The sequence below is a fragment of the Ciceribacter azotifigens genome, assembly GCF_048159625.1.
Lineage (GTDB): Bacteria > Pseudomonadota > Alphaproteobacteria > Rhizobiales > Rhizobiaceae > Allorhizobium > Allorhizobium azotifigens.
In genome coordinates this window covers 183,042-208,691 of sequence record NZ_JBLQTA010000007.1, presented here as the reverse complement: position 1 = coordinate 208,691, position 25,650 = coordinate 183,042, and the positions used below count along the sequence as shown (strand labels likewise).

Below are 25,650 nucleotides of genomic sequence, written 5' to 3'. Positions count from 1 at the left end.
CCTATACTCAAATCCTGACGAGGGAGGAGCCGTCCACATCTGCAACCTCTACAACATCACGACCAACCAGGAAGCCATTCGCGCCCTGACCAAGGCCTTCGACCGCCTCGGCAATCTCGAGCCTTCGCTCGACATCTATCCCGACCAGATTGCCCCTATCGTCCGCAACCACAACGGCGAGCGCGAACTCGCCCGCGTGCGCTGGGGCCTGCCGAGCTCGAAGCAGGCACTGTTTCAGGCAGCATCGAAGCGAGCGGACAAGCTCCGCGCCAAGGGCAAGGACGTCGATTTTCAGGAGCTGCTGAGAATGGAGCCGGACGGCGGGACAACGAACATCCGCAATACCGCGAGTAAGCACTGGACGCGGTGGCTCGGCATCGAGAACCGCTGTGCCGTCCCGTTCACCCGCTTTGCCGAGCCGGATCCCGCCAGCAAGGTCGAGGGTGGCCGCACACCGAACGCCTGGTTTGCCGGGGACGACAGCGAACCACTGATGTTCTTCGCCGGGCTTTGGGTGCCTAAGTGGGAGAGCGTGCGCAAGGTCAAGGAAGGATTGATCACCTGCGACCTCTTCGCCTTCCTGACGACCGAGCCGAACGCGATCGTGGCACCGATCCACCCGAAGGCAATGCCGGTCATCCTGCGAAGCGCCGACGAGATCGAGACATGGCTGACGGCGCCCTGGGAAGAAGCAAAGGCGCTGCAACGGCCCCTGCCCGCCGACGCGCTCGTGCTGCTGAAGGCCGCGTGACCACCACGCTGCGATGAGCCCTGGCTGCCCTGATAATCCTGATGATGATCTCGCAGCTCGCCAGCATCTCCATCACCATCTCGCTGGCGCTCTTGGATGCGCCGCATATGTCGCCTTGTCTGTGGAAGCCTCGCCGCCTAGGCATACTGCAACTCAGTGAAAATTCCGGCTCTTGATCTTCAGCGTATCGATATGGAGATCCGGGGTGGACATATCCCTTGCCCGGACACCCGGGACGGACCGTTCGCGAGGATCGGGTCTTGCCGGAGAGCCATGAGCGAACTCGTCGCCGCGTCCGGTCTGGGGCCGGAAGTCTCCGTCGCGTTCGGCAAGGCTCGACAGGTCGGCCGAAAGATCGAAGAGCTGCTGGGCGGCCAGATGCACCACCTCTCCTTCCCGCTGGATCCGGCCGTTGATCGCCATCATGCTGGAACCGAGCACGACCCGGCGTGATCGCTCGAAGAGTTTCGGCCAGATGACGAGGTTCGCCACCCCGGTCTCGTCCTCGATCGTGATGAACATCACGCCCTTCGCCGAACCTGGTCGCTGGCGCACCAGCACCAATCCGGCTGTCATCAGCCATTGCCCGTCGCGCGCTCGCATCGCCTCGGCGCAGGTGACGATCTGCCGCTTGGCGAGGTCATTGCGCAGGAAGCTCAGTGGGTGTTGGCGGAGTGTAAGACCCGTATGGCTATAGTCCTCGACGACGTTGTGGCCTTCGGTCATCTGCCTGAGCTCGACTTCCGGCTCCTGCTGCTCGGCGACGGCTCGTGCCTCGCGCTCCGCCGCGGCGGTGAAGAGCGGCAGCGGCTCGTCACGAAGCGCCTTGATCGCCCAGAGCGCATCGCGCCGCTCAAGACCGAGAGACGGCAGGAAGGCATCGGCGTCAGCCAGCTCGACAAGGGATGCAACGGGCACACCGGAACGTCGCCACAGGTCGTCCACTGATGTGAAGGGTTCGTCAGCACGAGCGGCAGTGATGCGCGCCGCATCGGCGGTTGCCAGGCCGCGCACCAGACGCATGCCGAGCCGGACCGCATGGCGGCCGGTGTCGTCGATCGGTTCAAGCGTGCAGTCCCAGCGCGAGTGGTTGATGCAGACGGGATGAACCTCGACGCCGTGCTTCCTCGCATCCGCCACAATCTGCGCGGGGGCGTAGAAGCCCATCGGCTGCGCGTTCAAAAGTGCTGCACAGAAGACATCCGGAAAGTGGCATTTCACGTAGTTGGAGGCATAGGCGATCAGCGCAAAGGACGCGGCGTGGCTTTCGGGGAAGCCGTAGGAGCCGAAGCCCTCGAGCTGGCTGAAAGTCTTCTCGGCGAATTCCGGCGTATAACCGTTCCGGACCATTCCCGAGACAAGCTTGTCCTTGAACTTCGAGACACCGCCCGTGAACTTGAAGGTCGCCATGGATTTGCGCAGCTGGTCGGCTTCGCCGCCGGTAAACCCGGCACAAACCATCGCCACCTTCATCGCCGACTCCTGAAACAGCGGCACACCCAGGGTTTTATGCAGGACCGCCTCCAGTTCAGGGGTCGGGTATTCGACCTTTTCCTTGCCTTCGCGACGGCGAAGATAGGGATGCACCATGTCGCCCTGGATCGGACCGGGCCGGACGATGGCGACCTGGATCACGAGGTCGTAGAAGGTCCTCGGTTTCATGCGCGGCAGCATGGACATCTGGGCCCGGCTCTCGATCTGAAACGTCCCCAGGGTGTCGGCCCTACGGATCATCGCGTAGGTCGGAGGATCCTCCTGGGGGATTGTCGCCAGATCGAGTTCCTGATGCTTGTGCTCGCGGATCAGGGCGAAGGCCTTGGCCATGCAGGTCAGCATGCCGAGCGCCAGCACGTCGACCTTCATGAACTTAAGGGCCTCGATGTCGTCCTTGTCCCATTCGATCACCTGGCGGTCGGCCATCGTCGCCGGCTCGATCGGCACCAGGTCATCGAGCCTGTCATGGGTGAGCACGAAGCCGCCCGGATGCTGTCCGAGATGGCGGGGCGTTCCCATCAACTGCCGCGCGAGCTTCAGGGTGAGGGCGAGACGACGGTCGGCCGGATTGAGGCCGAGGTCGCGCAGCTGCTGCTCGCTGACCTCCTCCGACCAGGACCAGAGGCCGGAGGAAAGCGCCTTGATCAGATCCTCGGGCAGGCCCAGCGCCTTGCCGACATCGCGAATGGCGCCCTTGGCACGATAACGGGTGACGGTCGAGCAGAGAGCGGCCTTGTCATGGCCATAGGTCTTGTAGATCCACTGGATCACTTCCTCGCGGCGCTCATGCTCGAAATCGACGTCAATGTCGGGCGGCTCGTCGCGCTCCTGGGAGACGAAACGCTCGAAGAGGAGATCATTGGTGTCGGGATCGATGGACGTTATTCCAAGCACGTAGCAGACGGCCGAGTTGGCCGCCGACCCCCTGCCCTGGCAAAGGATCCCCTGCGATCGGGCATGACGGACGATCGAGAAGACGGTCAGGAAGTAGGGGGCGTATTTCATGGTCTCGATCAACGCGAGCTCATGGCGAATGGTCTTCTCGACATGCGCCGGCAGGCCTTCCGGGTAGCGGATTTTCACACCTTCCCATGTGTAATGCTCCAGCGACTGCTGGGCGGACAGGCCCGGGATCAGGGCCTCTTCGGGGTACTGATAGACGAGCTCCTCGAGCGAGAACCTGCAGCGCTCGACAATCTCCATCGTCCGCGCCATGGCTTCCGGGTAGAGGGGAAAGAGCCGCGCCATCTCGTCGGGCGGTTTCAGATAGCGGTCTGCGTGCCGTTCGCGTTCGAAGCCGACATCGTCGATGGTGGTTCCTGTCCGGATGCAGGTGACGATGTCCTGCAACTGCCTGCGTGCGGGCTCGTGGAACAGCACATCGTTGGTGACGACGGTCTTCACGCGGTGCCTTGCCGCCAGATTCGAAAGTTCATGCAGCCGCAGCTGATCGTTGGGCCGGCGGCGCAGGGAAAGCGCGACGTAGGCACGATCGCCAAAGATCTCGGTCATTTTCCTGAGTTGAACGGCGCAGGCTTCATCGGCCAGGTCCGGAACAAGAACGCCAATCAGGCCTTCGGCAAAGAGAGCGACGTCATCGCGGTGCAGGATGCAGTTCGCCTTTCCGCCCCTCCCCTTGCCCAGGGTCAGCAACCGCGTCAGCCGCGAATAGGCGGCGCGGTCGGTCGGATAGACGAGGATCGACATGCCGTCGGCAAGATCGAGCCGGCAACCCACGACAAGTTTCACACCCGTCGTCCGCGACGCCTCCAGCGCCCGGACGATACCGGCAAGGCTATTGCGATCGACGACACCAAGGGCCTCTATGCCGAGCAGTTTTGCCATTGCGAACAGTTGCTCGGCCGAGCTCGCGCCCCTCAGGAAGGAAAAATGCGTCGTCACCTGAAGCTCGGCGTAGCGCATCACGCAAAGATCCCATGCAGGAACCAATCGTGCGATCCCGTTTGCGTATCGACACCGTCGCCTGACCGAAAGATCCAGAAGCGCTCCCCCGTCTCGTCCTCGACGACAAAGTAGTCGCGCACCGCGATCCATTCGGAGTTCCGCTTCCACCACTCGCCGAATATGCGCTCCGGACCGTCAGCGCGCTTCACCCGCCGACGCTTGCCGCGCCAGGTGAAAGAGGCTGGCGGATGGTCCGGCAGCACGGCGATGACCTCGATCGCCTCGGGACGGGCCAGAAGCCGCGGCGGCCTTGGCCAATGCAGCGGCCAGGTGGCACCCACTTCATCCGCCATCGGTGAAATCCGCTGGACGCTGCGTTCGGGTACGTCACTTGCGACCGGTGCGACACGGAAAATCCGCTGGCCGCCACGATTGCCAAGCACATCGATGAGCGGCGTCACATCCGCTACCTGCTCCTCGATCAGCGAAGAGGCGGATTGGACCTCGCCGAGAGGCTCGACAAGCGTCGCGGCCAGGCTGAGCTTCTCGATGCCGAAGCCCGGCTCGATCCTCTCGAAGCGATTGCGGAAGAGCTTCATTAACCAGGCTGCATCCCGGACCGGCTTCGCGGTCCCGGCCCGGAGTGCCTGCATGGTGTTGTCCACGCGGTGAATGACGAGGTCGGCGCGACGCACGCCGAGCCCGCGCTGCTCAAGCTCGCGACAGAGCTGGCGCACCAGCCGGCTGACGTATTTCTCGATGGTTTCCACAGCGCCGATCGGTTCGGCAAAAGACTTGTGGAGTTCGACCAGATCGGCCGGCCGGATCGGATCGATGGGTTCCGCGACCCTGCCGAACATCTGGTCGAGACGGCGCCCGACCTCCGGGCCGACGCGAAGGGTCAGGGGCGCGCGGGGGGGTCCGGCGAGATCGCCGATCGTCACAAAGCCGAGCACGCGCAGACCCGCAACGGTCTCGGCCGGCAGGCGCAGCGACGAAAGCGGCAAGCGGCTTACGATTTTCGCAGTCTCGCCGCGCGGTACGATGACAGTTTCGCGACCGGATGTACGGGCCAGCGCATGCGCGGCGCCCCAAGTGTCGGCAATGGCCGCGCAGGCCGCAAGACCCCGCGCGCGGAAGCGGTTGACGAGGCCGGAGAGCATCAGGTCCTCGCCACCTTGAAGGTGATCGGCGCCCTCGGTGTCCATGACGATCCCGTCCGGAGGGTCCATGGCAACGACAGGGGAATATTGCGACAAGGCCCAGAGCGTCAAACGTTCGAGAGCCGTTCGATCCGCCACCGGATCGGCATCGATCATAATCAGTTGCTGGACCAATGCCTGTGCCTTGGCCGCCGGCATGCCGACATGAAGGCCGAGCTGGAGAGCGGCCTTGTCAGCCGCGGCAATCCATCGCTTCGAACCGCTTCTGGCAATTACGACCAACGGCGTTTCAACGGGTAGCGAAGGATCGGCGCGTCTCACCCGATCCGTCGGCAGTGTCGGAAGAAAAACAGATACGACCCTGACCATCACATGCACCTATGACAAATTCTGCGCTCTCTCCTGCTCTCACCCGGACCAGTTCCGCCAGCCATCGTGCCCGTCCGACGCCCGGCACCGGCAACGCCTCGGACGGCAGCACCGAAATCCGCCAGCGCGTTGCCGCAGCGGTCGGCGAGCCGAAGTCGGATGCTTCGGTCTGGCGCCGCCAGCGGCGGATCACCAGGCCCAAGGAGCCCGACTTTTCCGCTGCAAGCTGCAGCCGGCGCGACACCGTCATCGGCAGGCGCACGAGTTCGGCGACAACCGCGCCGAGGCCGCCGTAGCGTAGCGCCTCCTCGAAGCTGGCGAGCAGCGTCTCCTCCTTGTCGCATTCGACGAAGATCACGCGGTCGGGGTGAAGCCCGACCTGGGCGAGCGCGGGAAAAAACAGGTCGAAGCGCGTGAGGCACCAGACGACCTTGCCGGTGGTCCGGGCAGCGATGCCGCCGACGAAGAGTGCCGCCGCTGCCCCGTCGATCGCTCCGTTGCCGCCGCCTGCGACCTCATGAAGGGCGCCGGTGGCAAGACCGCCGCCCGGTAGACGCATATCGATCTGCGGTACGCCGAAAGGCAGAACGCTTCGATGACGTGAGCCCATACCCTCTAGGCTGGCGATCTTCTCGCGCAACTCGTTGAGGACAGAGCTCGAAATGGCGGTGGCGGCAGTCATGATCGTCTTTCGGCAACCCGTTTTCGGCTTGAGAAAAGGGGATATGTTCTGTATTTGTTCCGATGACGAGCATGAGTCAATGCACGCATGACCCGCCAAAGTTGAGAGGCGGTCCAAGCCCCATGAATCCGCAAAGAGATTCAAATCGATGACGGGAGAGGAAATTTTTCGCATGCGATCGCGTGCCGGCGCCAGACGGTGAAGATGCGACACGTACGTTCCGCATTTCGGTTCATAAGCCGGATGGAAGCCAGTCCATGACAAGCGACCCAGGCCAGGGTCGGCCGCGCAAGATTGTTCATATCGATATGGATGCTTTTTACGCATCGGTCGAGCAGCGCGACAATCCCGAGCTGAGAGGATTGCCGGTCGCTGTCGGCAGTCCTGCCGCCCGTGGCGTGGTGGCGGCAGCAAGCTACGAAGCGCGCAAATTCGGCGTTCACTCGGCAATGCCCTCGGTGACGGCCAAGCGCAAATGCCCGGACCTGATCTTCGTGCCGCCCCGCTTCGACGTCTACAAGTCTGTTTCGTCGCAAATCCGCATGATTTTCGCCGAATACACGCCATTGATCGAGCCGTTGTCGCTCGACGAGGCCTATCTCGACGTCACCGAAAACCTGAAAGGCATGGAGATTGCGACGGAGATTGCCGCGGAAATCCGCGCCAGGATCAAGGCGGCGACGAGACTGAATGCTTCAGCGGGAATTTCCTACAACAAGTTCCTGGCGAAGATGGCGAGCGACCTCAACAAGCCGAATGGTCAAGCCGTCATCACACCTAAGAATGGACCGGGCTTCGTCGCCCAGCTTCCGGTCAAGAAGTTCCACGGAGTCGGACCGGCGACGGCCGAACGGATGCATCGGCTCGGCATCGAGACCGGCGCGGACCTCAAGGGGCAGACGCTCGAATTTCTCATTCAGCATTTCGGGAAGTCGGGACCATATTTCTATGGGATCGCCCGCGGTATCGACAATCGTGAGGTCCGCCCGGACCGGGTGCGGAAATCCGTCGGCGCCGAAGACACCTTCGCCGAGGACATTCATTCCTTGGGGCCGGCACGCTGGGGGCTTCAGCCACTGATCGAGAAAGTCTGGCGTTACTGTGAGGCAAATGAGATCGGGGCCAAGACGGTGACGCTCAAGGTCAAGTATGCCGATTTCAGCCAGATCACTCGCAGCAGAACCTTTCCCGCAGCTCTGTCGGCGATGGCCGAACTTGAAGACATCGTTGACCTGCTTCTCGTGCCGATCTTCCCGCCGAAAAAAGGGATACGCCTCTTGGGCGTCACCCTCTCGTCACTGGAACGGCGAACACCGGTAGTGGAACCGCAGTTGCGGCTCGTGTTCTGATGAAAGGCGCCGACCGCAAGATATCGTGCTCGCGAACCAGTCCGTTGAGCCAGATATTGCATCGATCACGGCTATGTACGCAATCTGACGCCTTGAGATATCCCTGACCGGCGACTCGGTGATCTGCAATTTTCCTACACGCAATCTATCTGCGGAAAAGCTGCACTTAGCCCAGCAGGAACGGCTGAAGTGGGCCGAAGACCGAAGCCGCTGCGCGGGAGGGGTCTGTGGTTATCGTAGCGGGTGGAGGCTGAAGGTCACGTGTAGATGAAACGTCGTCCGGCAAGGGCGGAGCATGACGAGCTTCTTCAACAAGGAGCCTAATCATGCGGCATTCCCAACTCGACCCACCTATCAGCCCGCTGCACCAGCGGTTGATCGACGACATGAACAAACGGCGTTTCTCAGGCGAAACGCAACGCAGCTATCTCCGCGACATTCGACGCCTGGCGACCTTCCTCGGGCATTCACCAGATATTGCGACCGCAGACGACCCGCGCCGATTCCAGATCCTGCATGATGGACGCTTTTGTCCTGCGCAGCGAGTACGAACCGTGATCATCCCGTCGACGTCCCGCGGCGAATGTCTACTCATCAACGAGGGAGAGTGTTGCCGAGTACCCATGCTTTGAACAATTTACCAGACTTGGAAATGCGTATTCGTTGACGGCGCCGTCGCGTCGGAAAGGAGTAGTTCCGAGTCCAGGCATATCGAAGTCGTAGGGAGTGGATACATCTCCGCCGCGTGCGCCTCATTGACCAGTTGCTAGACTGACCGCGTAGGCAGCTGGTCTGCCCCTGTCTGAGGCAAGGGAACAATTCTGCGGTTGGTGGAAAGTCTCCGGTATTTTGTCGGCGTCAAGTTGTGGTGGCGGAGAAACATCCGGTTGAAATTCGACAGATTGCGATAGCCCACCTCGAAACATATGTCCGTTACTGGCAGCGAGGTGTCCGTCAATAGCTGACCCGCCTTCCAGATTCGAAGCTTGTTGACGTGGTCAGTGAAGCTGTTGCCGCTGTTTTTCTTGAAGAATCGCGAGAAGGAACTATCGCTCATGCCGACCATACGAGCCATGTCCGGCAAGCGGATGTCCTCCGAGAGGTTGGCAAAGATATACGCGAAGACTTGTTGCAAGGCTTCGAGAGAACCATAGCTCAAGTCCGGCACATAGGCCTCCGAAGAAAGCGTATCGACCTCGTCAGTGTCCCGCAGCAACGAGAGCAATGACAGGAAGGTCGAAAGGCGTGCCGAGCCGGTCTGGAACTCCATGTCGAGTATCAGCGCCTCCGCCTTCTCCCTCGCCCGACCCTTGAAAGAAAGCCCACGCTGCGCACGGATGAAAAAGTCACGCAGCCCCGCCAGCTCCGGGAGAAAGGCAGAAGCCTGCTCCAGCTTGGACGGCAGAAACTGGATGACGATGTCGCGTCCTGGAATACGCTCATCGGGTCCGAGCGGCGTAACCCAATCGTGCGGCAGGTTGCTGCCGATCAACGAAATATGGCCCGGCGTGAATGCGCCGACATGATCGCCTGCAAGTAGGACGCCGCTAGCGTTGGAAATGTAGTGAATCTCCACCTCCGGGTGGAAATTCCAGACATTGCGCTCCCAAGGATAATCATCGCGACGCCAGAGGAATGACTCGTCCGCGCCGGTCAACACATATTCAAATCTCGCGACCGTCGGCGAGACGATTGACATAGCAAACCCCCTCCAGTGCACTCCGACATGCCAAATGCGCTACCGACCGATATTGAATTGTGCAACGCACACAAAAATCCACCAATTTATGCGGCATTTCGCGCATGAGAGTATCAGTATTGCGCACCGGCCGCGCTTGTGTCCACCCCTTCATTCTACAACTATTGAGGTCCGTTGAGCGGGCTGGAGGACAGTATAGGAACCGCACAACCGGACCGATTCTGCGTGCAAATGGAGGAGAACAATGAACAGTTTCGTCAAAGCCGCGAGTGTCGGCTTCATTTCGCTTGGCCTTTGGAGTTCAACCGCTCTTGCTCAGGATTCCTGGTGGAAGACTGCCGCCCAGCCCTATCAGGGCGCGACCATCCGGGGCATCTCGGAATCGACCCCAGCCTCGAAATACGTCGAGCAGGTGCTTGGTCCGAAATTCACCGAAGAGACCGGCATCAAGGTCGAGTTCGAGGCCACCTCTTGGGACCAGATGTACGACAAGGCGATCAAGGACATGGAGGCCAATACCGGCATTTATGACTTCGTCTACATCGAACAGGACATCGTATATACATATCTGGCCCGCAACTTCCTGGTCGATATCACAAAGTCGCTCGCCAATAACGAAAAGATCGCTTCGCCGGATTTCAAGCCGGAGAACTTCACCACATTCCTGAACTACTTCAAGGATCCGAAGTCGGGCGATGTCATGGGCGTCCCCATGGAAGCGTTCATCAAGCCTTATCTTTACCGCAAGGATCTCTTCGAGGATCCGGCGATCCAGAAAGCGTACAAGGATGCGACCGGTGCGGATCTGAAGCCCGCGACGACGCACGAAGAATACACCCAGATCGCCAAGTTCTTCACCGAGTACGGCGCAGACAAGGAGCTCTGGGGAACGACAGTACAGGCCTCGTCGAGCCACCCCGCTGCATTCTACGAATTCTTCGAATCGATTGCGCCGACCTTCGGCGTTTACAACTGGGGCATCGACGGTACGACCTTCGCGGCCACAGAAGCCAACGGCGGCCAGATGAACTCCGCCGCCGCGAAGAAGGCGCTGAACTACTGGGTCGATCTGCTGAAATACGCGCCGCCGGAATCGACGTCGTCGACTTGGGACGAAGTTGCCGGGACATTTGCCGCCGGCCGCGCAGCCCAAGGGCTCGTATACGGTGAAAACGCTGCCTGGATCGCCACCGACGAAAGCAAATCAACCGTCGTCGGCAAGGTGGGAGTGGCATTGCCGCCAGTCGAGGCGGGCGTCATGGAAGCAGCCGCCTCCGGCAAAGGGTATATCGGCTACTATGATGGCGGCGCCTTCGGCATCCCGCATTCGTCCAAAAACAAGGACGCGTCGCTGCTCTTCCTGCAATATATCGGACAGGCTTCCGTTCAGACCGACTGGGCGCTTGCCGGCTCCCGCATCGTCATGAACTCGACCTACGACGATCCCAAGATCGTCGAACAGGACAAGAAGATGAACGGCTACTACACGCTGATGCGTGACGATGGAAAGCTGTTCGCCGGTGCTCCGCCATACCCGTTCCACTCGCAAGTGCTGCAGGTCGTCGCGCCGTTCATCTACAAAGCCATCGTCGGTGATATCAAGCCGGACGATGCGCTGGACCAGGCCGCCACCGCAGCCGAAGCTGAGCTCGTGAAGCTCGGCTACCGCAAGTAGAAAATCGTCCCTCCCGGCGGTTGGCGGTCGCCTTCAACAAGGTGACCGCCTCTTTCCTCACTGCAGTCGCGGGCTTTTTCACAAAGCTGGTGGTCGAATTAATTCCAAGGACGATCTGACGGAGCGTAGGATGAGACAATCCAACATCGGATGGCTGTTTCTAGCACCAGCCACACTAATCCTGTTCGTTGTCGGGTTCATTCCCTTCATCTACATCCTGTATGTCGGCTTCTTCGACTGGAACACCAACGCGATCGACCCCACGCTGCGCTGGGCCGGCCTCCAGAATTATCGCAACCTTGTTTTTGACGCGACGTTCCTCAACTCGCTTGCGCGCACCCTGGTTTTTGCATTCGTGGTCGTGGTGAGCGAACTGTTGCTCGGCTATGTGCTGGCCCGCGCGCTGATGGCGGACCGCCTCTGGGGCCGGCAGTTCTTCCGCACGATCCACACACTGCCAATCGTTGTCGCGCCGATTGCAGTCGGCGCGACCTGGCGGCTGCTTTGCGTGCCCGGCTTCGGCATCGTGCCCTATTATCTGAAACTGTGGTTCGGGATCGATTACAACATCTCGACCAGTGCCTACGACGCCTTCGCCACGGCGATCATCATGGACCTATGGCACTGGACACCCTTCGTCACGCTATCTCTGATGGCAGGGCTGACCGCCTTGCCGAAGGAACCGCTCGAACAGGCGCAGATCGACGGCGGTAACAAGCTGCAGATTTTCTGGTACGTGATCGTTCCGATGTTGAAGCCGGTGCTCCTCACAACCGTGTTCATTCGGCTGATGGACGCGCTGCGCTCCGTCGATGAAATCTGGATGCTGACGAAGGGTGGTCCGGCCGAGGCGACCCGCTTCATTGGCCTTCATATCTGGATCAACGTCTTTCCGAAGACTGATTACGGCTACGGCGCGGCCATGTCACTGCTGACGCTCTACGTCACGATCGTTTTGAGCTGGCTCCTGTTCGTCGCAATGACCGGCCGCAAGGGAGGTGTGCAATGAGACGCTCAGGCTTAGGCTCCTTCATCCTCTGGATTTGCCTCACCATTCTGACACTGCTTCCGGTCTGGTGGATGCTCGTTGTTTCGATGCGTCCACGCGTGAAGCTCTATTCCAAGTCGTTCCTGATCGACGACCTCTACTGGGACAATTTCCTGGCGGTGCTGAACAGCTCGACCTTCCTGCAGTATCTCTGGAATTCGATGATCGTGGCTACCTCAAATGCAGCGTTGGTCTGCGCGCTAGGACTGCTCGCGGCGTTCGGCCTGTCGCGTTACAGGATCAGCGGCGGTGACAACGTATTCTTCTGGCTGATCACCAACCGCATGGCACCGCCTGCCGTGTTTCTACTGCCGCTCTTCCTGCTGTTCACCAAGTGGTTCGCGTTCGGCAATTTCATGCTGTTCGACACGAAGACCGGCCTGATCCTCCTCTATTGCGTCTTCAATCTGCCCTTCGCCATCTGGCTGTTGAAGGGCATGCTCGACGGCATCCCGCTGGAGCTTGACGAAGCGGCGCGCGTCGATGGTGCGACAACTGGGCAAGTGCTGTCCAACGTCATCCTGCCGCTGGCGCGGCCGGGGTTGGCCGTCACGTTCATCCTGACCTGGATTTTCGCCTGGAACGAGTACCTGTTCGCAGCGACCCTGACGTCGTCGGCAGACGCCAGAACCGTGACGACAGCGCTCGCTGAATATGTCTCGGTCACCGGAACGAACTGGGGCGAGATGGCGGCGATGGCGTTCCTGACCACGCTCCCGGCCCTGATCGTGCTCGGCTTCGTCCAGAAGCACATCGTGACCGGTCTCACGTTCGGCGCATTGAAAGGGTAAGACGATGGCTGGCATTCGACCCCAAAAAACCGAACGCGACGGATTCCTGCCGATCCGAACCAACGGCTTCGACCGGGGCTTCATCTCGGTCGTGATCCTGATCCTGGTACATCTTTTATGGATGCGCTTCCTCGAGGGCGTGTTGCCCCTATGGGTGGCGACGGTGATCTGCCTGGCGCTGGCCGTATTCATTATCCGCAAAGGCTGAAGACATGAAATCGCTCGTCCTCGAACGTAAAGACGAACTTCGCATTCGCGACCTGGACCCGAAGGAGTCGCTCGGTCCCGCCGACGTGCGCATCGCCATCAAGACCGTTGGCGTCTGCGGATCGGATGTTCACTATTACACGCACGGAGCGATCGGCCCGTTCGTTGTGCGCGAGCCGATGATCCTCGGGCACGAAGCCGCCGGGATCATCGAAGAGGTCGGCAGCGCGGTCCAGAACCTGAAAGTCGGCGACCGCGTCTGCATGGAGCCCGGCATTCCAGACCCTCAAAGTCGCGCGTCGCGGCTGGGTCTCTACAATCTCGATCCCGCCGTGCGCTTCTGGGCGACGCCGCCGGTGCATGGCGTACTGAGACCGAGCGTGGTCCACCCGGCGGCCTTCACCTTCAAGCTTCCGGACAATGTCTCCTACGCCGCCGGCGCCATGGTGGAGCCGCTGGCTGTCGGATTTCATGCAATCTCCAAAGCGAGACTGACGCCCGGTGCGATTGCGCTGGTTACGGGTGCCGGGCCGATCGGCATGGTAACGGCGATCGCAGCCCTGTCGGCTGGCTGCGCCAGAGTTATCGTTACCGACGTTGTCGATGAAAAGCTTGCCGTGGCGCGCAAGCTCGGTCCTGCCGTCATGACGGTCAACGTCCGCTCGCAGGACCTGAAGAGTATCATAGCCCGTGAAACGGACGGCTGGGGCGTCGATGTCGTCTTCGAATGTTCCGGCGCGGCCGAAGTGATCGCAGACACGGTACACCATGGTTGCCCCGGTGGAGCCATCGTCTTTGTCGGCATGCCCGTAAAGCCGGTCCCGCTCGATGTCGTCATCGCCCAGACCAAGGAACTGCGCATCGAACACGTGTTCCGCTACGCCCATGTCTACCCGCGCATCGTCGCACTATTGGGATCGAACCAGATCAATGTCGATGCGCTGATCACCGATACCTACGCCTTCGAGGATGCTATCGAAGCGTTCGACTACGCCGTGCGACCGAAGCCGTCCTCCGTGAAGATCCAGATCGAACTTGGGAGGTAGCATGAACCTGCAAAAACAGATCTCAGTGCACCCATCCAGACTAATCGGCGGCCATGCCGCCACAACTGACTAAGGATTGACGAATGGCGACGATCGAGCTCGACCAGGTTGACAAGCATTACGGCTCCTATCACGCGCTGCGCAAGATCTCGTTCGACATAGCCGACGGTGAGTTCGTGGTACTGGTTGGTCCCTCCGGTTGCGGCAAATCCACGCTGCTGCGATCGCTTGCCGGACTTGAGGAGATTACCGGCGGCACGATCAAGCTTGGTGGACATCGCGTAGACAACATCGCCGCCAAGGATCGAGATGTGGCGATGGTGTTCCAGAACTACGCGCTCTATCCGCACATGACCGTTCGGGAGAACATGGCCTTCGCGCTAAAGTTGCGCGGCGACAATCTTGCGGATCGCAACGCCAAGGTCGATAAGGCTGCCGAAATGTTGCGGCTGACGCCCTATCTCGACCGATATCCGAAAGCGCTCTCCGGAGGCCAGCGACAACGTGTTGCCATGGGGCGCGCGATGGTTCGCAACCCAAAGGCATTCTTTTTCGACGAGCCGCTGTCAAACCTGGATGCCGCGTTGCGCGTGGACATGCGTTCGGAGATCAAGGCTCTTCATCAGCGGCTCGGCGCCACTTCCGTCTATGTCACGCATGACCAGATTGAAGCCATGACCATGGCGGACCGTATTGTCGTGCTTCGCGACGGCAAGGTGGAGCAGATCGGTGCGCCACTGGAGCTTTACGACAGGCCGGCAAACACCTTCGTCGCAGGCTTTATCGGATCGCCGGCGATGAACATGCTACCGGCCACAATCCATCTTTCGATGAACTCAGCCCGGCTCGCTGATGGGTCGGCCCTTCCCTTTCCACAAGGCATGCGGGCAAGTGATGGCCAGGAGGTCATATACGGCGTCCGTCCCGACCAGTGGATACTGTCGAAAGGCGACACGGGCGTACCGGCGACTGTCGAGTTGATCGAGCCGACGGGAGCCGAAATTCTCCTGGCAGCCCAATTGGCTGGCCAGCGGATCTTGTGCGCCTTTCGCGAGCGCCATGCGCTGAAGCCAGGCGACAGGATACGGCTCGATGTCGATCCTGCCTCGGTCCATGTGTTCGACAAGCAAACCGACCAAAGACTCGCGTTCTGAGCAGCAGGCATCGGAAAGGATCAGCCGTGTCGGACTTTACAGGCAAAACGATCATCATCACGGGTGCTGGCAAGGGCATCGGTCGTGCATGCGTTGAACTTCTCACCCATCGCGGCGCACGGATCATAGCCTTGTCCCGTTCGCCGGCCGATCTGGATCATCTGGCGGCAAAGTTCGGCGCGACTGTAATTTCGGTCGACCTCGCCGACAATGCAGCGGCACGCGCCGCCATGAAGAAGGCGGGACTGGCAGACGCGCTGATCAATTGTGCGGGAACCAACGTGCTGGAAAGCGTCATTGATATGACGGAAGAGGGTTATGAGCAGGTTCTTGGTATCAACCTGCGGGCCGCGCTGATTTGTGCGCAAGAGTTCGCGCGGGCCCGCATTTCAAACGGCGGCGGCGGGACGATTGTGAATATTACCTCGATCGCCGGACATCGCGGTTTCGCGGATCACGTGGCTTACGCCGCGTCGAAGGCGGGACTGGAAGGCGCGACACGTGTCATGGCCAAGGAACTCGGCCCCCATGGGATCCGGGTCAATGCGGTGGCGCCTACGGTTACCATGACGGAGCTCGCCGCGAAGGCGTGGTCCGAGCCTTCCAAACGTGACCCGATGATTGTTCGCCACCCGATGGCGCGCTTTGCAGAGGTCGACGATATCGCACGCTCGATCGCACTGCTTATTTCAGAGGACGCGTCCATGATCAGTGGCGCAGTCCTGCCAGTCGACGGCGGCTTCCTTGCTGTCTGAAAACCAAGAGGCGAGACAAGACAATGACTAGACTACTCGAAGGAAAGATCGCTGCGGTCACCGGTGCAGCTTCCGGTATCGGGCTGGCGACGACCCGTGCCCTGGTCGATGCCGGCGCCAAGGTCGTGATGGTGGACTACAACAAACAGGCGCTGGAAACGTACGCAGTCGAGTTCGGCGACGCCGTAGTGACACAAGTCACCGATCTTCTGGACGCGGCAAGTTGTGCAGCCATGGTGCCCGAAATCCTGGCAAAGGTCGATCACGTCGATATCCTGCACTGCAATGCAGGGTCCTACATTGGCGGGGATCTGGTCGATACCGATACCGCGGCAATGGATCGGATGCTGAATCTCAACATCAACGCCGTGATGAAGAACGTTCGCGACATCGTTCCGCATATGATCGAGCGGGGAACAGGGGACATTCTCGTTACCTGCTCCGTAGCCGGCCACGCGCCGATCCCATGGGAGCCGGTCTATTCCAGCTCCAAATGGGCGATCACCAGTTTCGTCCAGATCATGCGACGGCAGTTGAAGAACCACGGCATCAGGGTCAGTCAGGTCTCGCCCGGCCCGGTCGTTTCCGCTCTTCTTGCTGATTGGCCGAAGGAAAACCTTGAGAAGGCAAAAGCTAATGGAAGTCTGATCGAGCCATCAGAGGTCTCCGATGCCATCATCTTCATGCTGAGCCGCCCGCGAAACGTCACGATCCGGGACATGATTGTCTTGCCGACCAATTTCGACGTGTAGTTAGGGAATACCGAGTCATCGGGGGGATCTCATTCGGGTTCCACGCCATAGGTCTGCGATAACGAACAAGCGATCGTATCGGGATGCATTTTTGTCGACCAAGTATTCTCGTCGTCGCATCAAGTTTGTCGGAACGGCGCGACTGAACCGCACCGGCTTTACCGGAGACCGTTTCGTTCAAGTTAGGCGGCCATGGCTGATGCGTCCAGCATGGCGTAGTACCGTTGTTCGGCCTCGGCTGGTGGTATGTCGCCGATGGGGTCCAGAAGGCGGCGGTCGTTGAACCAGTCGACCCATTCCAGCGTGGCGAACTCCACCGCCTCGAAGTTTCGCCACGGTCCCCGCCGATGGATGACCTCGGCCTTGTAAAGGCCGTTGATCGTTTCGGCGAGAGCGTTGTCGCAACTATCGCCAACGCTTCCGACGGACGGCTCGATACCAGCCTCCGCCAGCCGCTCAGAATAGCGAATGGATACGTATTGCGAACCGCGGTCGGAATGATGAACCAGCCCGCCGCGATGAACGGGCCGCCGGTCATGAAGCGCCTGGTCGAGGGCATCGATGACGAAGGCCACAAAGACGAAGCCTTGCTAGGTCGCCACATAGGTGAAATCCGAAAGCAGCAACATGTTTGGCGCTGGAGCAAAGAACTGCCGGTTCACTCGGTCGAGTGGGCATGGAGCGCCGTTGTCGGACGCGCTGAGGCGATCAGTTTGCCTCGCCCACGACGCGTTTCTGATGCTGGCTTGCCAACAATTCCCACTCGACCTCGCACCAGCCGCGCTTTGCCATCCAGTCCGGCCCGTCGCGCCGCCTCACGATCTCAGCGCCGAGGCTGCGTGCGAGGCGCTCGACACGACGATTGCCGCTCGCTGTAAACCCATAAATCCGTGACAACCGCAATTCGATAAATCCGAATCGCAGAAGCGCTACGATTGCATCCAGTGCCAGTCGGTAGCGGCCCCAATTGTCAGGGCTAAGTTCGATACCTGCCTCGGCTTCGCGCGGACGAGAGAGGCGCAGGCCGACATTACCGAGTAGCTCACCGTGGTGGTCGAATACGCCGAGTTGAAATCTCATTCGCGGCGTATCTATCTGCCAGTTTAAAAACAAATCGAATAGGTGATTAGCGCGCTCGGAAGTCTCATTGTCTAGATCATAGAGCGCGCGATAGCGGGCATCGGTTTGATAGCCGACGAAGGCAGCTCGATCCTCATCAACAAAGTCGCGGAGGATGATACGACCCGCCGGAATGTACTTCTTTGTCATCTTTTGCCGTTAGCCTTTATTCAACTGAAATTCGATCAACAGTAAGCTAGCTTCGTTTCGTGCCGCCGTGTCGTCTCCAGGCCGGCGTCATTTGGGCTCACTTTGAGATTTAGCGCCGTCGACTGTGCGGAGGGCTTCTAACAGAAGGTCCTGCATCAGGCGCTGGAGTGATTGAGTTGCCTCACGCACTTCGGCCATCGATTTCGCAACGTCGGCCTCATTGAATGGCGATGAGCCGGCGGCTGACGCCATCTGCCGACGCGCCTCTCGCAGTCTGGCAAGCGCTGCAACGGATTTTGATTTATTCTCACGTAGCAGCCGCCGGAATTCAACACGGACTTCGTCGGGGTATGCTGTGAAGGCATTATCCGCGAGAACAGACATCGCCGGCATATCGCGCTGGCTTTTCAGCACATATCCGAACGAAAAGAAGTTACCGACCAGCGATGCTGCAACGACGGCGAACAGAGCAGTTCGCAGCCACGAAAACCGTTTCACGGGCGGCCTCCGTTACTACGTGTGACGGAAGTGGTCTCGACAATCTCGGAAGGAGAGACGCCAACGGCGAAAGCCATGAGGGCATTGTCCGAGATCTCCGCTCGCCTGCCCGCCGTGATGTAGCCACCCAACGTGGACACGGTGAGGACGAGAGCCATGCTCGCTGCTGTCGCAGGCATCGACCATGATCCAACTGCGAAGATTAGGTCGAATGTGCGACGCTTCGGCTGTGCAATCCTGGCCATTACCTTGCGAGCCAAAGCACGCTCGTCAGTCCGCTCCATCGCCGCCGCAAGTACAAGGCGGTCGAGCGTCTCATCCTCACTGAGCGGACCGTGGCGATGCGCCGTCAGAAACAACACCGCCTCGCTCTGAAAGGGCGCCGGCCATGCAGAGAGGTCCTCTCCAAACCTGAGCTTCAATCCTTCGAACTCGCCCCTGTTCATATTGTTTTCCTTTCATGTTGTGCTTCCGACGCCCCAGCCTCCGAAAGCTGGGCACGCAGTGTTCTCCTCGCTCGGACAAGCAGTTGTTCCACTGATCCGGCGCTCGTCTCCATCGCTTCGGCGATCGCGGGAACGTCAAAATCGGCGACCGCACGGAGAAGCAGCGCCATACGCTGCCGTTCCGGCAATTTGTCGAGGCTGGCGCGGACAATGGCCAACTCCTGCCGCGCCCCTATCCATGCATCGGCGTCGGGATCCTCAGAAGGAAATCCTTCATGGGCCTCCTCGAATCCAATGAATATGCGGAACTTGCGCCAACGCCTGACGTCGATGCATCGATTTGCCGCGATCCGATAGATCCATGTGGCCGCGCGACCTTTCGAGGGATCAAAACGTTTCGCGTTCTTCCAGACAGAAACAAAGACGTCCTGCACAACATCTTCCGCCTCATCGGGACCGCCAAGGTAACGTCTTGCGAATAGGCGGAGGCCGCGTCCGTGCCGATCTATCAGTTGCCGGAGGGCGAACTGCTCGCCCGCTGCCACGCGGGCGAGCAGCGCCTCGTCGTCGGGGCGCTCCAGCAGTCTTGCGATTTCCGGGGCACTCGCCTCGCTCACGCGCTCTTACCTCCAGCGACGACGAAAACCGACACCAACGTTTCCGCGCGGGCCGGTATGCACACCGATCGACCGCACGCCGTGGGGGCCACGCGCCGTCACTGTGTCGCCGGAATAGGTCCGACCGTCGGGCCCGGTTGCTGAATAGCTGCGCCGGCACCGATCGACGACGCCATCACGGCAAGTCGATTTCGACGTGTAGGTCGCCCCGTTTGATCCGACGCGCGTCGTCTGCCCGGAATAGACGTTGCCATCCCTCGTGACGTTGCGCGTGACGTGGCCGCCGTTCCGCGTATCACGGGTCCATTCGGCGGACATGGCGGGGGGCGAACCCAACAGGAGAGCAACGCCGAGCGAGGCGAAGGTTCTTTTCCAAGACAAAATCATCATGAACTCCTTGGTGCTAATCCAATTCTTGCCCGCGGCGCCGGTCAACCTCGGCGGTTCAACATGATGCCGCGGATTACTAGAAATTCGGAGGCAGACAGCTTTCCGTCTCCGTCCCGGTCGGCGAGATCGAAGAAGAGCGTGCGAGCACGAAACTCGTCTCTGAAGACCTTTCCATCGCCATTCGTGTCGAGTCGGCGCATCCGGTTTCCGAGACGCGCTTGCATCGCCGTCGCGCGATCCATGATTGCGTCGCGGAGTGATTCCATTTCGTCCTCGTCGATTACACCGTCGCCATTCACGTCAATGCGAGCGAAGAGTTTGGCGCGCCCCGTAACGATCTCATCGCGTGAGACAGCACCGTCGTTGTTCGCGTCGAGCCTCTGGAGAATGGGCGGTGCCGTTCTTGCCTCAGCCGAGAACGCCGGCAGGGTGGTCGCGGCGGCCACCGCCGCGATCAACGCATATGGGGCCAGTTCCATCGCGAAGTTCCTTCGGTTCGTTGGTTCTGGTCTGCCGATGGGCAGCTACGCCGACCAATACGGACCGTTGGCTCACCTCCTACGCCATCATGCGCCGATTTCCCGAAGGCTTCGCGTATGGCCACCGACTGAGGGCTCTCCAAGAGAAAAAGGCCGGCGCGACGCGTAGGAGCTCCCGCTCTCGCGCGTAGAAACTCGGGTTGATGCCAATCCCACTTGAGGAAAGGGAGAACAGAATGAACCTCAAATTGCTGGCTTGCGTCGTGGTCGTATTCGCGACCGGCAGTGCTTGCGCCGGGGACGGGCAAAAAGCCCGTCAGGTCCACCGCCAAATGGATAGAAACGGAGACCGAGCGCTGCAGTTTACCGAGATCCAGGCGGCGCGCGCCGCCCTGTTTGATCGCCTGGACACAAATCGAGACAGCGTGCTCGACCGTGGCGAGGCACAAGCTGCCCTTCAACGCGCAAGAGAGGGCGGCAGAGTCCAAATGGCAACTGCGGACGGCCTGGTACCACAGGGTGGCCGGATGGATGTGGATGGCGACGGCCGAATTACAAAGGTGGAATTCGCTCAGTTCCTTCCTGATAGGCTTCTGCGTGCTGATAGCAACGGCGACCGCGAACTATCCCGCGCCGAACTCAGGGCGCTTCGTCAACGCTAAGCGTCGCCTCTCGCTCAACCACAGGACATGAACGGCAATGAATAAAGCAATAGCTTCACTCGGCACTGCGGTGCTTCTACTCTTTGCCCAGGCCGTTCCGGGGTCGGCAAATTCGCTTCTCCGGCCAGCGGTGATGGTCGGGAATGACACCTCTTTGCAAGAGGTCGCGTACCGGCACGGCTTCTATGTCATCGGCGGCGCCTACTACTACAACGGATATCGTGGCGTGGTCGTCGCACGTCCTGGTTATCGCTTTTACCGGGGATACTGGTTTCCGCCCGCGGCCTTCGCCACTGGCGTGATAGTCGGCCGAGGCCTTGCCCATCCTGCCCCTCCGATTCGCCGCCTTTCCGCAGCTCACATTGAATGGTGCTTCGACCGCTATCGAACCTACCGTGCATACGACAACAGCTATCAGCCCTTTGATGGCCCGCGCGAACAGTGCTGGTCGCCCTATAACTAGGATAATCGGCATTATCGCACGAAGGCCTAACGACGCGCTCACATCGCGGTATCGCCGACTGACATCCGCATTATGCAACACACCAGACAGCTGATGCCAAACCGTTCGGCAGGCCAAGCGCGCGGCGTGTAACTCAATATGCTCCCCTCAGGTGATGTCGAATAGAACATCAAACGATTATCTCGATACATCTCTCGACATCAAACTGCACACGCAATGAACAACCGCCCATGAACGCTTCCGCATCCGCGTCACCAGAGACGGCTGGATGCCGGGAGCCGGACTCGATGGAACATGGGTGAGGGTCTACGAAGTTCGCCGCACACCGACGGCGCGCGGTGCTGGAACCGGCGACGACACACGCAACGTGAGGGGTGGTGCGCATATCGAAACCTGTCACGGGTCCAGAAAACAATCCGCCAGGCTGTAGCAATGGCTCTTCTGGTAGGCGTTTCGGCCCCGGTTCAGATGGGTCAGGTTGAATTTCCGAATGCCTCGCATCGCGCGAGGGTTCGCGAGAAATCTGCGGATCGAGGAAATGCCCCGGACATTGATACCGAAGATGTCGTCGCCGCGCGGGAAGAACCAACTAACGTCCTCTGGCCTTTCTGCGCATTGCCCGAGAAAGGTCTCGTCCACGCGATCCTGCAGCAGTGAGGAGCCCTTGGTGAAATCCGAAAGATGCACGATGAACCGTGCGCGAACGCCTTCGCCGTCCGCATAGATCGTGAACAGCTCCATCCAGCTCGCATTGACCCGGACGAGCGGCTTGTCGGAGGTCGACGGTAGGCAGGAAACCGACCAGTAGTGTCGTTCCGTCCGTCGCGGAATCGGAATGCACCCCCGGCCATAAAGCTTGAGGAGCTCCAGGACCTGTTGCGCCTGCGGTCGACGGAGCAGCTTCTGAAACCGCTCGGCGTATTTGAACCTCTGTTCGATGGACTCAAAGCGCTCGTCGGTATCCTCCAGATCAATCTCGCCCGCGGTCCAGCGGCGTTGCTGATCGGAACCGAGAAACTGACGCAGGCCTTTGGAATTGTGCTGGCCAAATCTGCTCATACGACACGATCCCGCAGGCACGACGGTAGTCGGCCGGGAGCAGACACACAGGAGTGAAGCATGGGGCGCGGAGCGACGGGCATCACCTATCCCTTCACATAACCCATGCCTTCAACGATCTTCCCGTCCCGGACACGCATGATGTTCACGCCCCGAACCCAGTCCGTCGCGTCGTTGCCCCACCGGAGTTTCCAGCGGATAATTCCGCGGTCCTCGCTCACCCAGATCTCTTCAGCGTCAAAGACGAGATTCTTCGAGGACGCGATTCCCCGCCAGAACTCAAGGCACGCCTCCCGCCCCTCATATCGAGCACCGTCCGGGGCCGGCGCGGTGTTTTCAAGCACGCACCCCTCGCCGATCAGGTCGTCGAGATCATTGGGGCGATGCTCCTCGAATGCGGTATGAAAGCATTCGACAATTTCACGGGTGATCTTGCTGGTGGTGTTCATTCCCGACCTCATCGAGAGTGTTCGAGTGATTGCCTGTAAAACGGCTGCCCATCGGTCGACGGGCCGGCAGCTTCCCGTTTTCAGAAGGGCGTTTCCGCCCTACCGGTGCGATAGAGGTTCACCGCGATCTCCTTGGGTTTCCCCCGCAACGCTCCTTTTGCCACCTTGCGCCAGACATCGAGCGCACGCTGACCGCGCCAGCATTCGAAGAGATTGACGCGCTCCGATGCCGCCTCCGGCGATCAGCGCTTTCATATCGATGCTCTCTTGCGTGCTTGTTCGAATACACGTTATCGGTCAGCGACACTGTTGGAAATGACAAAGAATTCTGGTTTTCCGCCAAAAGGCCGGGCAAGGTTACGCCTGCCGGCTGGACCAACGGCCTTCAGCATCGCCAAGGCTTATGTTCGGCACAACAATAGATGGGATCGGGAGCTTCAGTCCCCGCATCGATGCGAGATCCATCGACACTCTCGGACATGGCGAGGTATCCCTGCGCCGCCCCTCGCTCCACTGCCTGAAACGCACCGACCGAGAGGTTCCACGCGTGCGCAGGACATCTCGGCAAGATGATCAATCGAGCTTGCTGAGCTCCCGCTCTCCACTAGAGAACCAGTTCGCGCCGCAAGGTTTCCAGCCGCTCCATCGCCACCACCCCGTCGGCGATCGTCGGCGCCGGGGTGGATGCGCCGCCCAGCGCCGGGATGACGTCCTGAAGCAGGGAATGGTAGCCCTTCGGGTCCTCGTTGGCGGCGGCGGTGAAGTTCGGCTTCCAGGTGAGGCTATCCGTTCCCTCGATCAGGATCGCCTGCGGATCCTCGATCTTGAAGGGCGGATTGCGATTCCACCGAACGTCGATGACATTGTCGACCTCGATGCGCTGGTGGTCGCCCATCAGTTCGATGCGCTCCACCGGCGCGCCACGCGACTGGATCGTGCCCATGGCGATGGTGCCGATGGCTCCGCAGTCGAAATCGAGGCTGATGTGGAAGAGGACCTTGCCCGGCTCTTTCTCCACCTTGCGCGCGGTGAGCTTTTTCACCGGCGAGACGAGGAAGGAAACGAGGTCCATGTAGTGCACGCAGTGATGCAGGAAGAAGCCGGTATAGTCGACATTGCCGACGAAATAGCCGGGCGCCGTCATGTAATAGCCGGTAAGACCGAGAACCGGACCGAAGCGGCCGGACTTGACGATATTGGCGGCGATCTTGTTGCCGGCGGAATAGCGCTTCATGAAGCCGACCAGCAGCGGCTTCTTCGCCTTCTCCGAAGCCGCCAGCAGTTCGCGGGCGCCGGCAGCGCTGCCGGATGGCGGCTTTTCCATGAAGACCGGCAGGCCGCGTTCCAGCGCTGCCTTGCCGAACATCAAGTGCTGGTCGGGGCCAACGGCCATGCCGATGGCGTCGAGGCCGGGGGTCGCGATCAGTTCGGCGGCATCGCTGGTCAGTTTCGACACGCCGAACTGCCGTCCGGCGGCCGCGAGCCGCGCACCGTCGATATCGCAGAGCGCGGCAAGCTGCACATCGTGGCGCACCACCTGGGGAAGAAGCATCTGGGTTGCGTGCACGCCGCAACCGATCCAGCCAATTTTCAGTGTCATCTGCGAAATTCCGTCAACATGATGTGAGATTTGATGAAGTCTGCGCTAGCCGCCAGCCGTTCGCTTTCGTCCTCGTGCGGCGGGCGCCACTGGGCGAAGGGAACGCCGAAACGGTCGTCGTTGCGGCGGAAAGGCTCAAGCGAGACCGGCCCCTTGTAGCCGATCTGATGCAGCGCCCGGAACACAGCGACCCAGTCGGTGGCGCCGGTGCCGGGAAAGCCGCGATGGTTCTCATTGGCCTGGAAATGCACCAGCCAATCGCTGGCCAGCAAGATCGCCTCGGCGATGTCGGCCTCCTCCATGTGCATGTGAAAGGTGTCGAGCATCATTTTCACGGCTGGATGGGAGACGGCGTCGAGCAGCTCCATCGCCTGCTGCGTCGTGCACAGCACATCGCTTTCGAAGCGGTTAAGCGGTTCCACCGCAAGGGTGACACCGATCTTGGCCGCATGGTCACCGGCTTCGCGCAGCCCCGCCACGCAGCGTGCCTTGCGGGCATGACGCTCGCTTTCCTCGACCGGCTTCGGCGCGCGGCCTGCAAACACCAGCGGATTGCCGGTCAGCGGCCCGCCGACGATGGCAGCTCCGAGTGCTGCGGCGGTATCGACGGCATATTTCAGGTAGTCTACCCCGCCGCGATAGGCGGTCTGGTCCTCCGAGGAGAGGTTGCGTTCCAGATTGACGCGGGCGGCGAGGACGATGCCGAGGCCGGCATCTTCCAGCGCCTTGCGGGTGTCGGCGAGATCCAGTTCGCCGGGCTCGGGCACCAGCAGCTCGACGAAATCGTAGCCGAGCGCGCGCATGCGGGAAAAGAGATGGAAATGCTCGGCCGTGAAGGGCCTTGCATATTGCATTGAAATCAACCCGACGGGGTTCAT

At 60.4% G+C, this 25,650-nt stretch carries 27 protein-coding genes and 1 pseudogene; 13 read left to right on the top strand and 15 right to left on the bottom strand.

The genetic code is table 11. From position 1 onward, the window contains the following. A partial coding sequence (locus ACM6UT_RS12885; protein ID WP_416797741.1) for an SOS response-associated peptidase occupies positions 1–751 on the top strand: 751 nt, incomplete at its 5' end. A gap of 153 nt (positions 752–904) precedes the next feature. Here the strand turns inward: ACM6UT_RS12885 and ACM6UT_RS12880 are convergent. The 3 genes from ACM6UT_RS12880 to ACM6UT_RS12870 are packed head-to-tail and all read right to left on the bottom strand — an operon-like array spanning position 905 to position 6,364. After that, entirely contained in the window at positions 905–4,168 is a 3,264-nt protein-coding gene (locus tag ACM6UT_RS12880; protein ID WP_416797749.1) for an error-prone DNA polymerase, read from the bottom strand. After that, positions 4,168–5,682 carry a Y-family DNA polymerase gene (locus tag ACM6UT_RS12875; protein ID WP_416797740.1) on the bottom strand — a complete coding sequence of 505 codons (1,515 nt, stop codon included), beginning with the start codon at positions 5,680–5,682 and terminating at the stop codon, positions 4,168–4,170. The genes ACM6UT_RS12880 and ACM6UT_RS12875 overlap by 1 nt, the downstream gene beginning before the upstream one ends. Beyond that, a complete protein-coding gene (locus tag ACM6UT_RS12870; protein WP_416797739.1) occupies positions 5,603–6,364 on the bottom strand; it encodes an ImuA family protein in 762 nt (253 codons plus the stop codon). The genes ACM6UT_RS12875 and ACM6UT_RS12870 overlap by 80 nt, the downstream gene beginning before the upstream one ends. A 257-nt stretch (positions 6,365–6,621) precedes the next feature. On the opposite strand from ACM6UT_RS12870, the gene dinB reads away from it, so the two are divergent. Continuing rightward, positions 6,622–7,713, top strand: a complete 1,092-nt coding sequence (dinB, locus tag ACM6UT_RS12865; RefSeq protein ID WP_416797738.1) for a DNA polymerase IV — start codon at positions 6,622–6,624, stop codon at positions 7,711–7,713. Positions 7,714–8,039: 326 nt separating this feature from the next. Beyond that, positions 8,040–8,345: a hypothetical protein gene (locus ACM6UT_RS12860; protein ID WP_416797737.1), complete on the top strand. Its 306-nt coding sequence runs from the start codon at positions 8,040–8,042 to the stop codon at positions 8,343–8,345. Between the two features lie 134 nt (positions 8,346–8,479). Here the strand turns inward: ACM6UT_RS12860 and ACM6UT_RS12855 are convergent, their stop codons facing one another. Continuing rightward, positions 8,480–9,412 (bottom strand): helix-turn-helix domain-containing protein, encoded by a 933-nt coding sequence (locus ACM6UT_RS12855; protein WP_416797736.1) that lies wholly within the window; start codon positions 9,410–9,412, stop codon positions 8,480–8,482. Positions 9,413–9,656: 244 nt separating this feature from the next. On the opposite strand from ACM6UT_RS12855, the gene ACM6UT_RS12850 reads away from it, so the two are divergent. From ACM6UT_RS12850 to ACM6UT_RS12815, 8 genes are all read left to right on the top strand, one after another. Beyond that, a complete protein-coding gene (locus ACM6UT_RS12850) occupies positions 9,657–11,087 on the top strand; it encodes an extracellular solute-binding protein (RefSeq protein ID WP_416797735.1) in 1,431 nt (476 codons plus the stop codon). Between the two features lie 130 nt (positions 11,088–11,217). Next, on the top strand, positions 11,218–12,096 hold the full coding sequence (locus ACM6UT_RS12845) for a carbohydrate ABC transporter permease (protein ID WP_416797734.1): 879 nt from the start codon (positions 11,218–11,220) through the stop codon (positions 12,094–12,096). Next, entirely contained in the window at positions 12,093–12,926 is an 834-nt protein-coding gene (locus ACM6UT_RS12840; protein WP_416797733.1) for a carbohydrate ABC transporter permease, read from the top strand. The genes ACM6UT_RS12845 and ACM6UT_RS12840 overlap by 4 nt, the downstream gene beginning before the upstream one ends. Before the next feature lie 4 nt (positions 12,927–12,930). Then, positions 12,931–13,134, top strand: a complete 204-nt coding sequence (locus ACM6UT_RS12835) for a DUF2160 family membrane protein (RefSeq protein WP_416797732.1) — start codon at positions 12,931–12,933, stop codon at positions 13,132–13,134. 4 nt (positions 13,135–13,138) lie between these two features. Next, positions 13,139–14,179 carry an NAD(P)-dependent alcohol dehydrogenase gene (locus ACM6UT_RS12830; RefSeq protein WP_416797731.1) on the top strand — a complete coding sequence of 347 codons (1,041 nt, stop codon included), beginning with the start codon at positions 13,139–13,141 and terminating at the stop codon, positions 14,177–14,179. 83 nt (positions 14,180–14,262) lie between these two features. Then, entirely contained in the window at positions 14,263–15,333 is a 1,071-nt protein-coding gene (locus ACM6UT_RS12825; RefSeq protein ID WP_416797729.1) for an ABC transporter ATP-binding protein, read from the top strand. Between the two features lie 26 nt (positions 15,334–15,359). Continuing rightward, positions 15,360–16,088: an SDR family oxidoreductase gene (locus tag ACM6UT_RS12820; RefSeq protein ID WP_416797728.1), complete on the top strand. Its 729-nt coding sequence runs from the start codon at positions 15,360–15,362 to the stop codon at positions 16,086–16,088. A 23-nt stretch (positions 16,089–16,111) separates the two neighbouring features. Beyond that, complete coding sequence (locus ACM6UT_RS12815) at positions 16,112–16,840, top strand: SDR family oxidoreductase (RefSeq protein WP_416797727.1); 729 nt, start codon at positions 16,112–16,114, stop codon at positions 16,838–16,840. Positions 16,841–17,022: 182 nt separating this feature from the next. Here the strand turns inward: ACM6UT_RS12815 and ACM6UT_RS12810 are convergent. The 7 genes and pseudogenes from ACM6UT_RS12810 to ACM6UT_RS12780 all read right to left on the bottom strand — a co-directional run. Next, positions 17,023–17,547 (bottom strand): annotated as a pseudogene (locus tag ACM6UT_RS12810) (DDE-type integrase/transposase/recombinase); the annotation flags it as partial. A gap of 1 nt (position 17,548) precedes the next feature. After that, positions 17,549–18,109 carry a GNAT family N-acetyltransferase gene (locus ACM6UT_RS12805; RefSeq protein ID WP_416797726.1) on the bottom strand — a complete coding sequence of 187 codons (561 nt, stop codon included), beginning with the start codon at positions 18,107–18,109 and terminating at the stop codon, positions 17,549–17,551. An 87-nt stretch (positions 18,110–18,196) separates the two neighbouring features. After that, entirely contained in the window at positions 18,197–18,607 is a 411-nt protein-coding gene (locus ACM6UT_RS12800) for a periplasmic heavy metal sensor (RefSeq protein ID WP_416797725.1), read from the bottom strand. Continuing rightward, entirely contained in the window at positions 18,604–19,053 is a 450-nt protein-coding gene (locus ACM6UT_RS12795) for a hypothetical protein (RefSeq protein WP_416797724.1), read from the bottom strand. Before ACM6UT_RS12795 ends, ACM6UT_RS12800 begins: the two co-directional genes overlap by 4 nt. Further along, entirely contained in the window at positions 19,050–19,670 is a 621-nt protein-coding gene (locus ACM6UT_RS12790) for an RNA polymerase sigma factor (RefSeq protein WP_416797723.1), read from the bottom strand. The genes ACM6UT_RS12795 and ACM6UT_RS12790 overlap by 4 nt, the downstream gene beginning before the upstream one ends. A gap of 6 nt (positions 19,671–19,676) precedes the next feature. After that, positions 19,677–20,057, bottom strand: a complete 381-nt coding sequence (locus tag ACM6UT_RS12785; protein ID WP_416797722.1) for a hypothetical protein — start codon at positions 20,055–20,057, stop codon at positions 19,677–19,679. Positions 20,058–20,101: 44 nt separating this feature from the next. After that, positions 20,102–20,539 (bottom strand): EF-hand domain-containing protein, encoded by a 438-nt coding sequence (locus ACM6UT_RS12780; protein WP_416797721.1) that lies wholly within the window; start codon positions 20,537–20,539, stop codon positions 20,102–20,104. Positions 20,540–20,775: 236 nt separating this feature from the next. On the opposite strand from ACM6UT_RS12780, the gene ACM6UT_RS12775 reads away from it, so the two are divergent. Then, on the top strand, positions 20,776–21,201 hold the full coding sequence (locus tag ACM6UT_RS12775; protein WP_416797720.1) for an EF-hand domain-containing protein: 426 nt from the start codon (positions 20,776–20,778) through the stop codon (positions 21,199–21,201). Between the two features lie 37 nt (positions 21,202–21,238). Beyond that, the gene (locus ACM6UT_RS12770) at positions 21,239–21,664 is read left to right on the top strand and encodes a BA14K family protein (protein ID WP_416797719.1); all 426 of its coding nucleotides are present in this window, start codon (positions 21,239–21,241) and stop codon (positions 21,662–21,664) included. A 396-nt stretch (positions 21,665–22,060) separates the two neighbouring features. On the opposite strand, the gene ACM6UT_RS12765 is transcribed toward ACM6UT_RS12770, so the two are convergent. The 4 genes from ACM6UT_RS12765 to ACM6UT_RS12750 all read right to left on the bottom strand — a co-directional run bounded on the left by ACM6UT_RS12765 (position 22,061) and on the right by ACM6UT_RS12750 (position 25,650). After that, positions 22,061–22,723, bottom strand: coding sequence for a hypothetical protein (locus ACM6UT_RS12765; protein ID WP_416797748.1), 663 nt, complete (start codon positions 22,721–22,723; stop codon positions 22,061–22,063). An 86-nt stretch (positions 22,724–22,809) separates the two neighbouring features. Further along, positions 22,810–23,172, bottom strand: a complete 363-nt coding sequence (locus tag ACM6UT_RS12760; RefSeq protein ID WP_416797718.1) for a nuclear transport factor 2 family protein — start codon at positions 23,170–23,172, stop codon at positions 22,810–22,812. A gap of 604 nt (positions 23,173–23,776) precedes the next feature. After that, positions 23,777–24,772: a Gfo/Idh/MocA family protein gene (locus ACM6UT_RS12755; protein ID WP_416797717.1), complete on the bottom strand. Its 996-nt coding sequence runs from the start codon at positions 24,770–24,772 to the stop codon at positions 23,777–23,779. Next, positions 24,769–25,650 (bottom strand): sugar phosphate isomerase/epimerase family protein, encoded by an 882-nt coding sequence (locus ACM6UT_RS12750; protein WP_416797747.1) that lies wholly within the window; start codon positions 25,648–25,650, stop codon positions 24,769–24,771. The genes ACM6UT_RS12755 and ACM6UT_RS12750 overlap by 4 nt, the downstream gene beginning before the upstream one ends.

Coding starts and splice junctions, on each gene's coding strand:
- ACM6UT_RS12880 (WP_416797749.1), bottom strand. CDS start 4,168: ATGCGCTACGCCGAGCTTCAGGTGACGACGCATTTTTCCTTCCTGAGG.
- ACM6UT_RS12875 (WP_416797740.1), bottom strand. CDS start 5,682: ATGGTCAGGGTCGTATCTGTTTTTCTTCCGACACTGCCGACGGATCGG.
- ACM6UT_RS12870 (WP_416797739.1), bottom strand. CDS start 6,364: ATGACTGCCGCCACCGCCATTTCGAGCTCTGTCCTCAACGAGTTGCGC.
- dinB (WP_416797738.1), top strand. CDS start 6,622: ATGACAAGCGACCCAGGCCAGGGTCGGCCGCGCAAGATTGTTCATATC.
- ACM6UT_RS12860 (WP_416797737.1), top strand. CDS start 8,040: ATGCGGCATTCCCAACTCGACCCACCTATCAGCCCGCTGCACCAGCGG.
- ACM6UT_RS12855 (WP_416797736.1), bottom strand. CDS start 9,412: ATGTCAATCGTCTCGCCGACGGTCGCGAGATTTGAATATGTGTTGACC.
- ACM6UT_RS12850 (WP_416797735.1), top strand. CDS start 9,657: ATGAACAGTTTCGTCAAAGCCGCGAGTGTCGGCTTCATTTCGCTTGGC.
- ACM6UT_RS12845 (WP_416797734.1), top strand. CDS start 11,218: ATGAGACAATCCAACATCGGATGGCTGTTTCTAGCACCAGCCACACTA.
- ACM6UT_RS12840 (WP_416797733.1), top strand. CDS start 12,093: ATGAGACGCTCAGGCTTAGGCTCCTTCATCCTCTGGATTTGCCTCACC.
- ACM6UT_RS12835 (WP_416797732.1), top strand. CDS start 12,931: ATGGCTGGCATTCGACCCCAAAAAACCGAACGCGACGGATTCCTGCCG.
- ACM6UT_RS12830 (WP_416797731.1), top strand. CDS start 13,139: ATGAAATCGCTCGTCCTCGAACGTAAAGACGAACTTCGCATTCGCGAC.
- ACM6UT_RS12825 (WP_416797729.1), top strand. CDS start 14,263: ATGGCGACGATCGAGCTCGACCAGGTTGACAAGCATTACGGCTCCTAT.
- ACM6UT_RS12815 (WP_416797727.1), top strand. CDS start 16,112: ATGACTAGACTACTCGAAGGAAAGATCGCTGCGGTCACCGGTGCAGCT.
- ACM6UT_RS12805 (WP_416797726.1), bottom strand. CDS start 18,109: ATGACAAAGAAGTACATTCCGGCGGGTCGTATCATCCTCCGCGACTTT.
- ACM6UT_RS12795 (WP_416797724.1), bottom strand. CDS start 19,053: ATGAACAGGGGCGAGTTCGAAGGATTGAAGCTCAGGTTTGGAGAGGAC.
- ACM6UT_RS12785 (WP_416797722.1), bottom strand. CDS start 20,057: ATGATTTTGTCTTGGAAAAGAACCTTCGCCTCGCTCGGCGTTGCTCTC.
- ACM6UT_RS12780 (WP_416797721.1), bottom strand. CDS start 20,539: ATGGAACTGGCCCCATATGCGTTGATCGCGGCGGTGGCCGCCGCGACC.
- ACM6UT_RS12775 (WP_416797720.1), top strand. CDS start 20,776: ATGAACCTCAAATTGCTGGCTTGCGTCGTGGTCGTATTCGCGACCGGC.
- ACM6UT_RS12770 (WP_416797719.1), top strand. CDS start 21,239: ATGAATAAAGCAATAGCTTCACTCGGCACTGCGGTGCTTCTACTCTTT.
- ACM6UT_RS12765 (WP_416797748.1), bottom strand. CDS start 22,723: ATGAGCAGATTTGGCCAGCACAATTCCAAAGGCCTGCGTCAGTTTCTC.
- ACM6UT_RS12760 (WP_416797718.1), bottom strand. CDS start 23,172: ATGAACACCACCAGCAAGATCACCCGTGAAATTGTCGAATGCTTTCAT.
- ACM6UT_RS12755 (WP_416797717.1), bottom strand. CDS start 24,772: ATGACACTGAAAATTGGCTGGATCGGTTGCGGCGTGCACGCAACCCAG.
- ACM6UT_RS12750 (WP_416797747.1), bottom strand. CDS start 25,650: ATGAACCCCGTCGGGTTGATTTCAATGCAATATGCAAGGCCCTTCACG.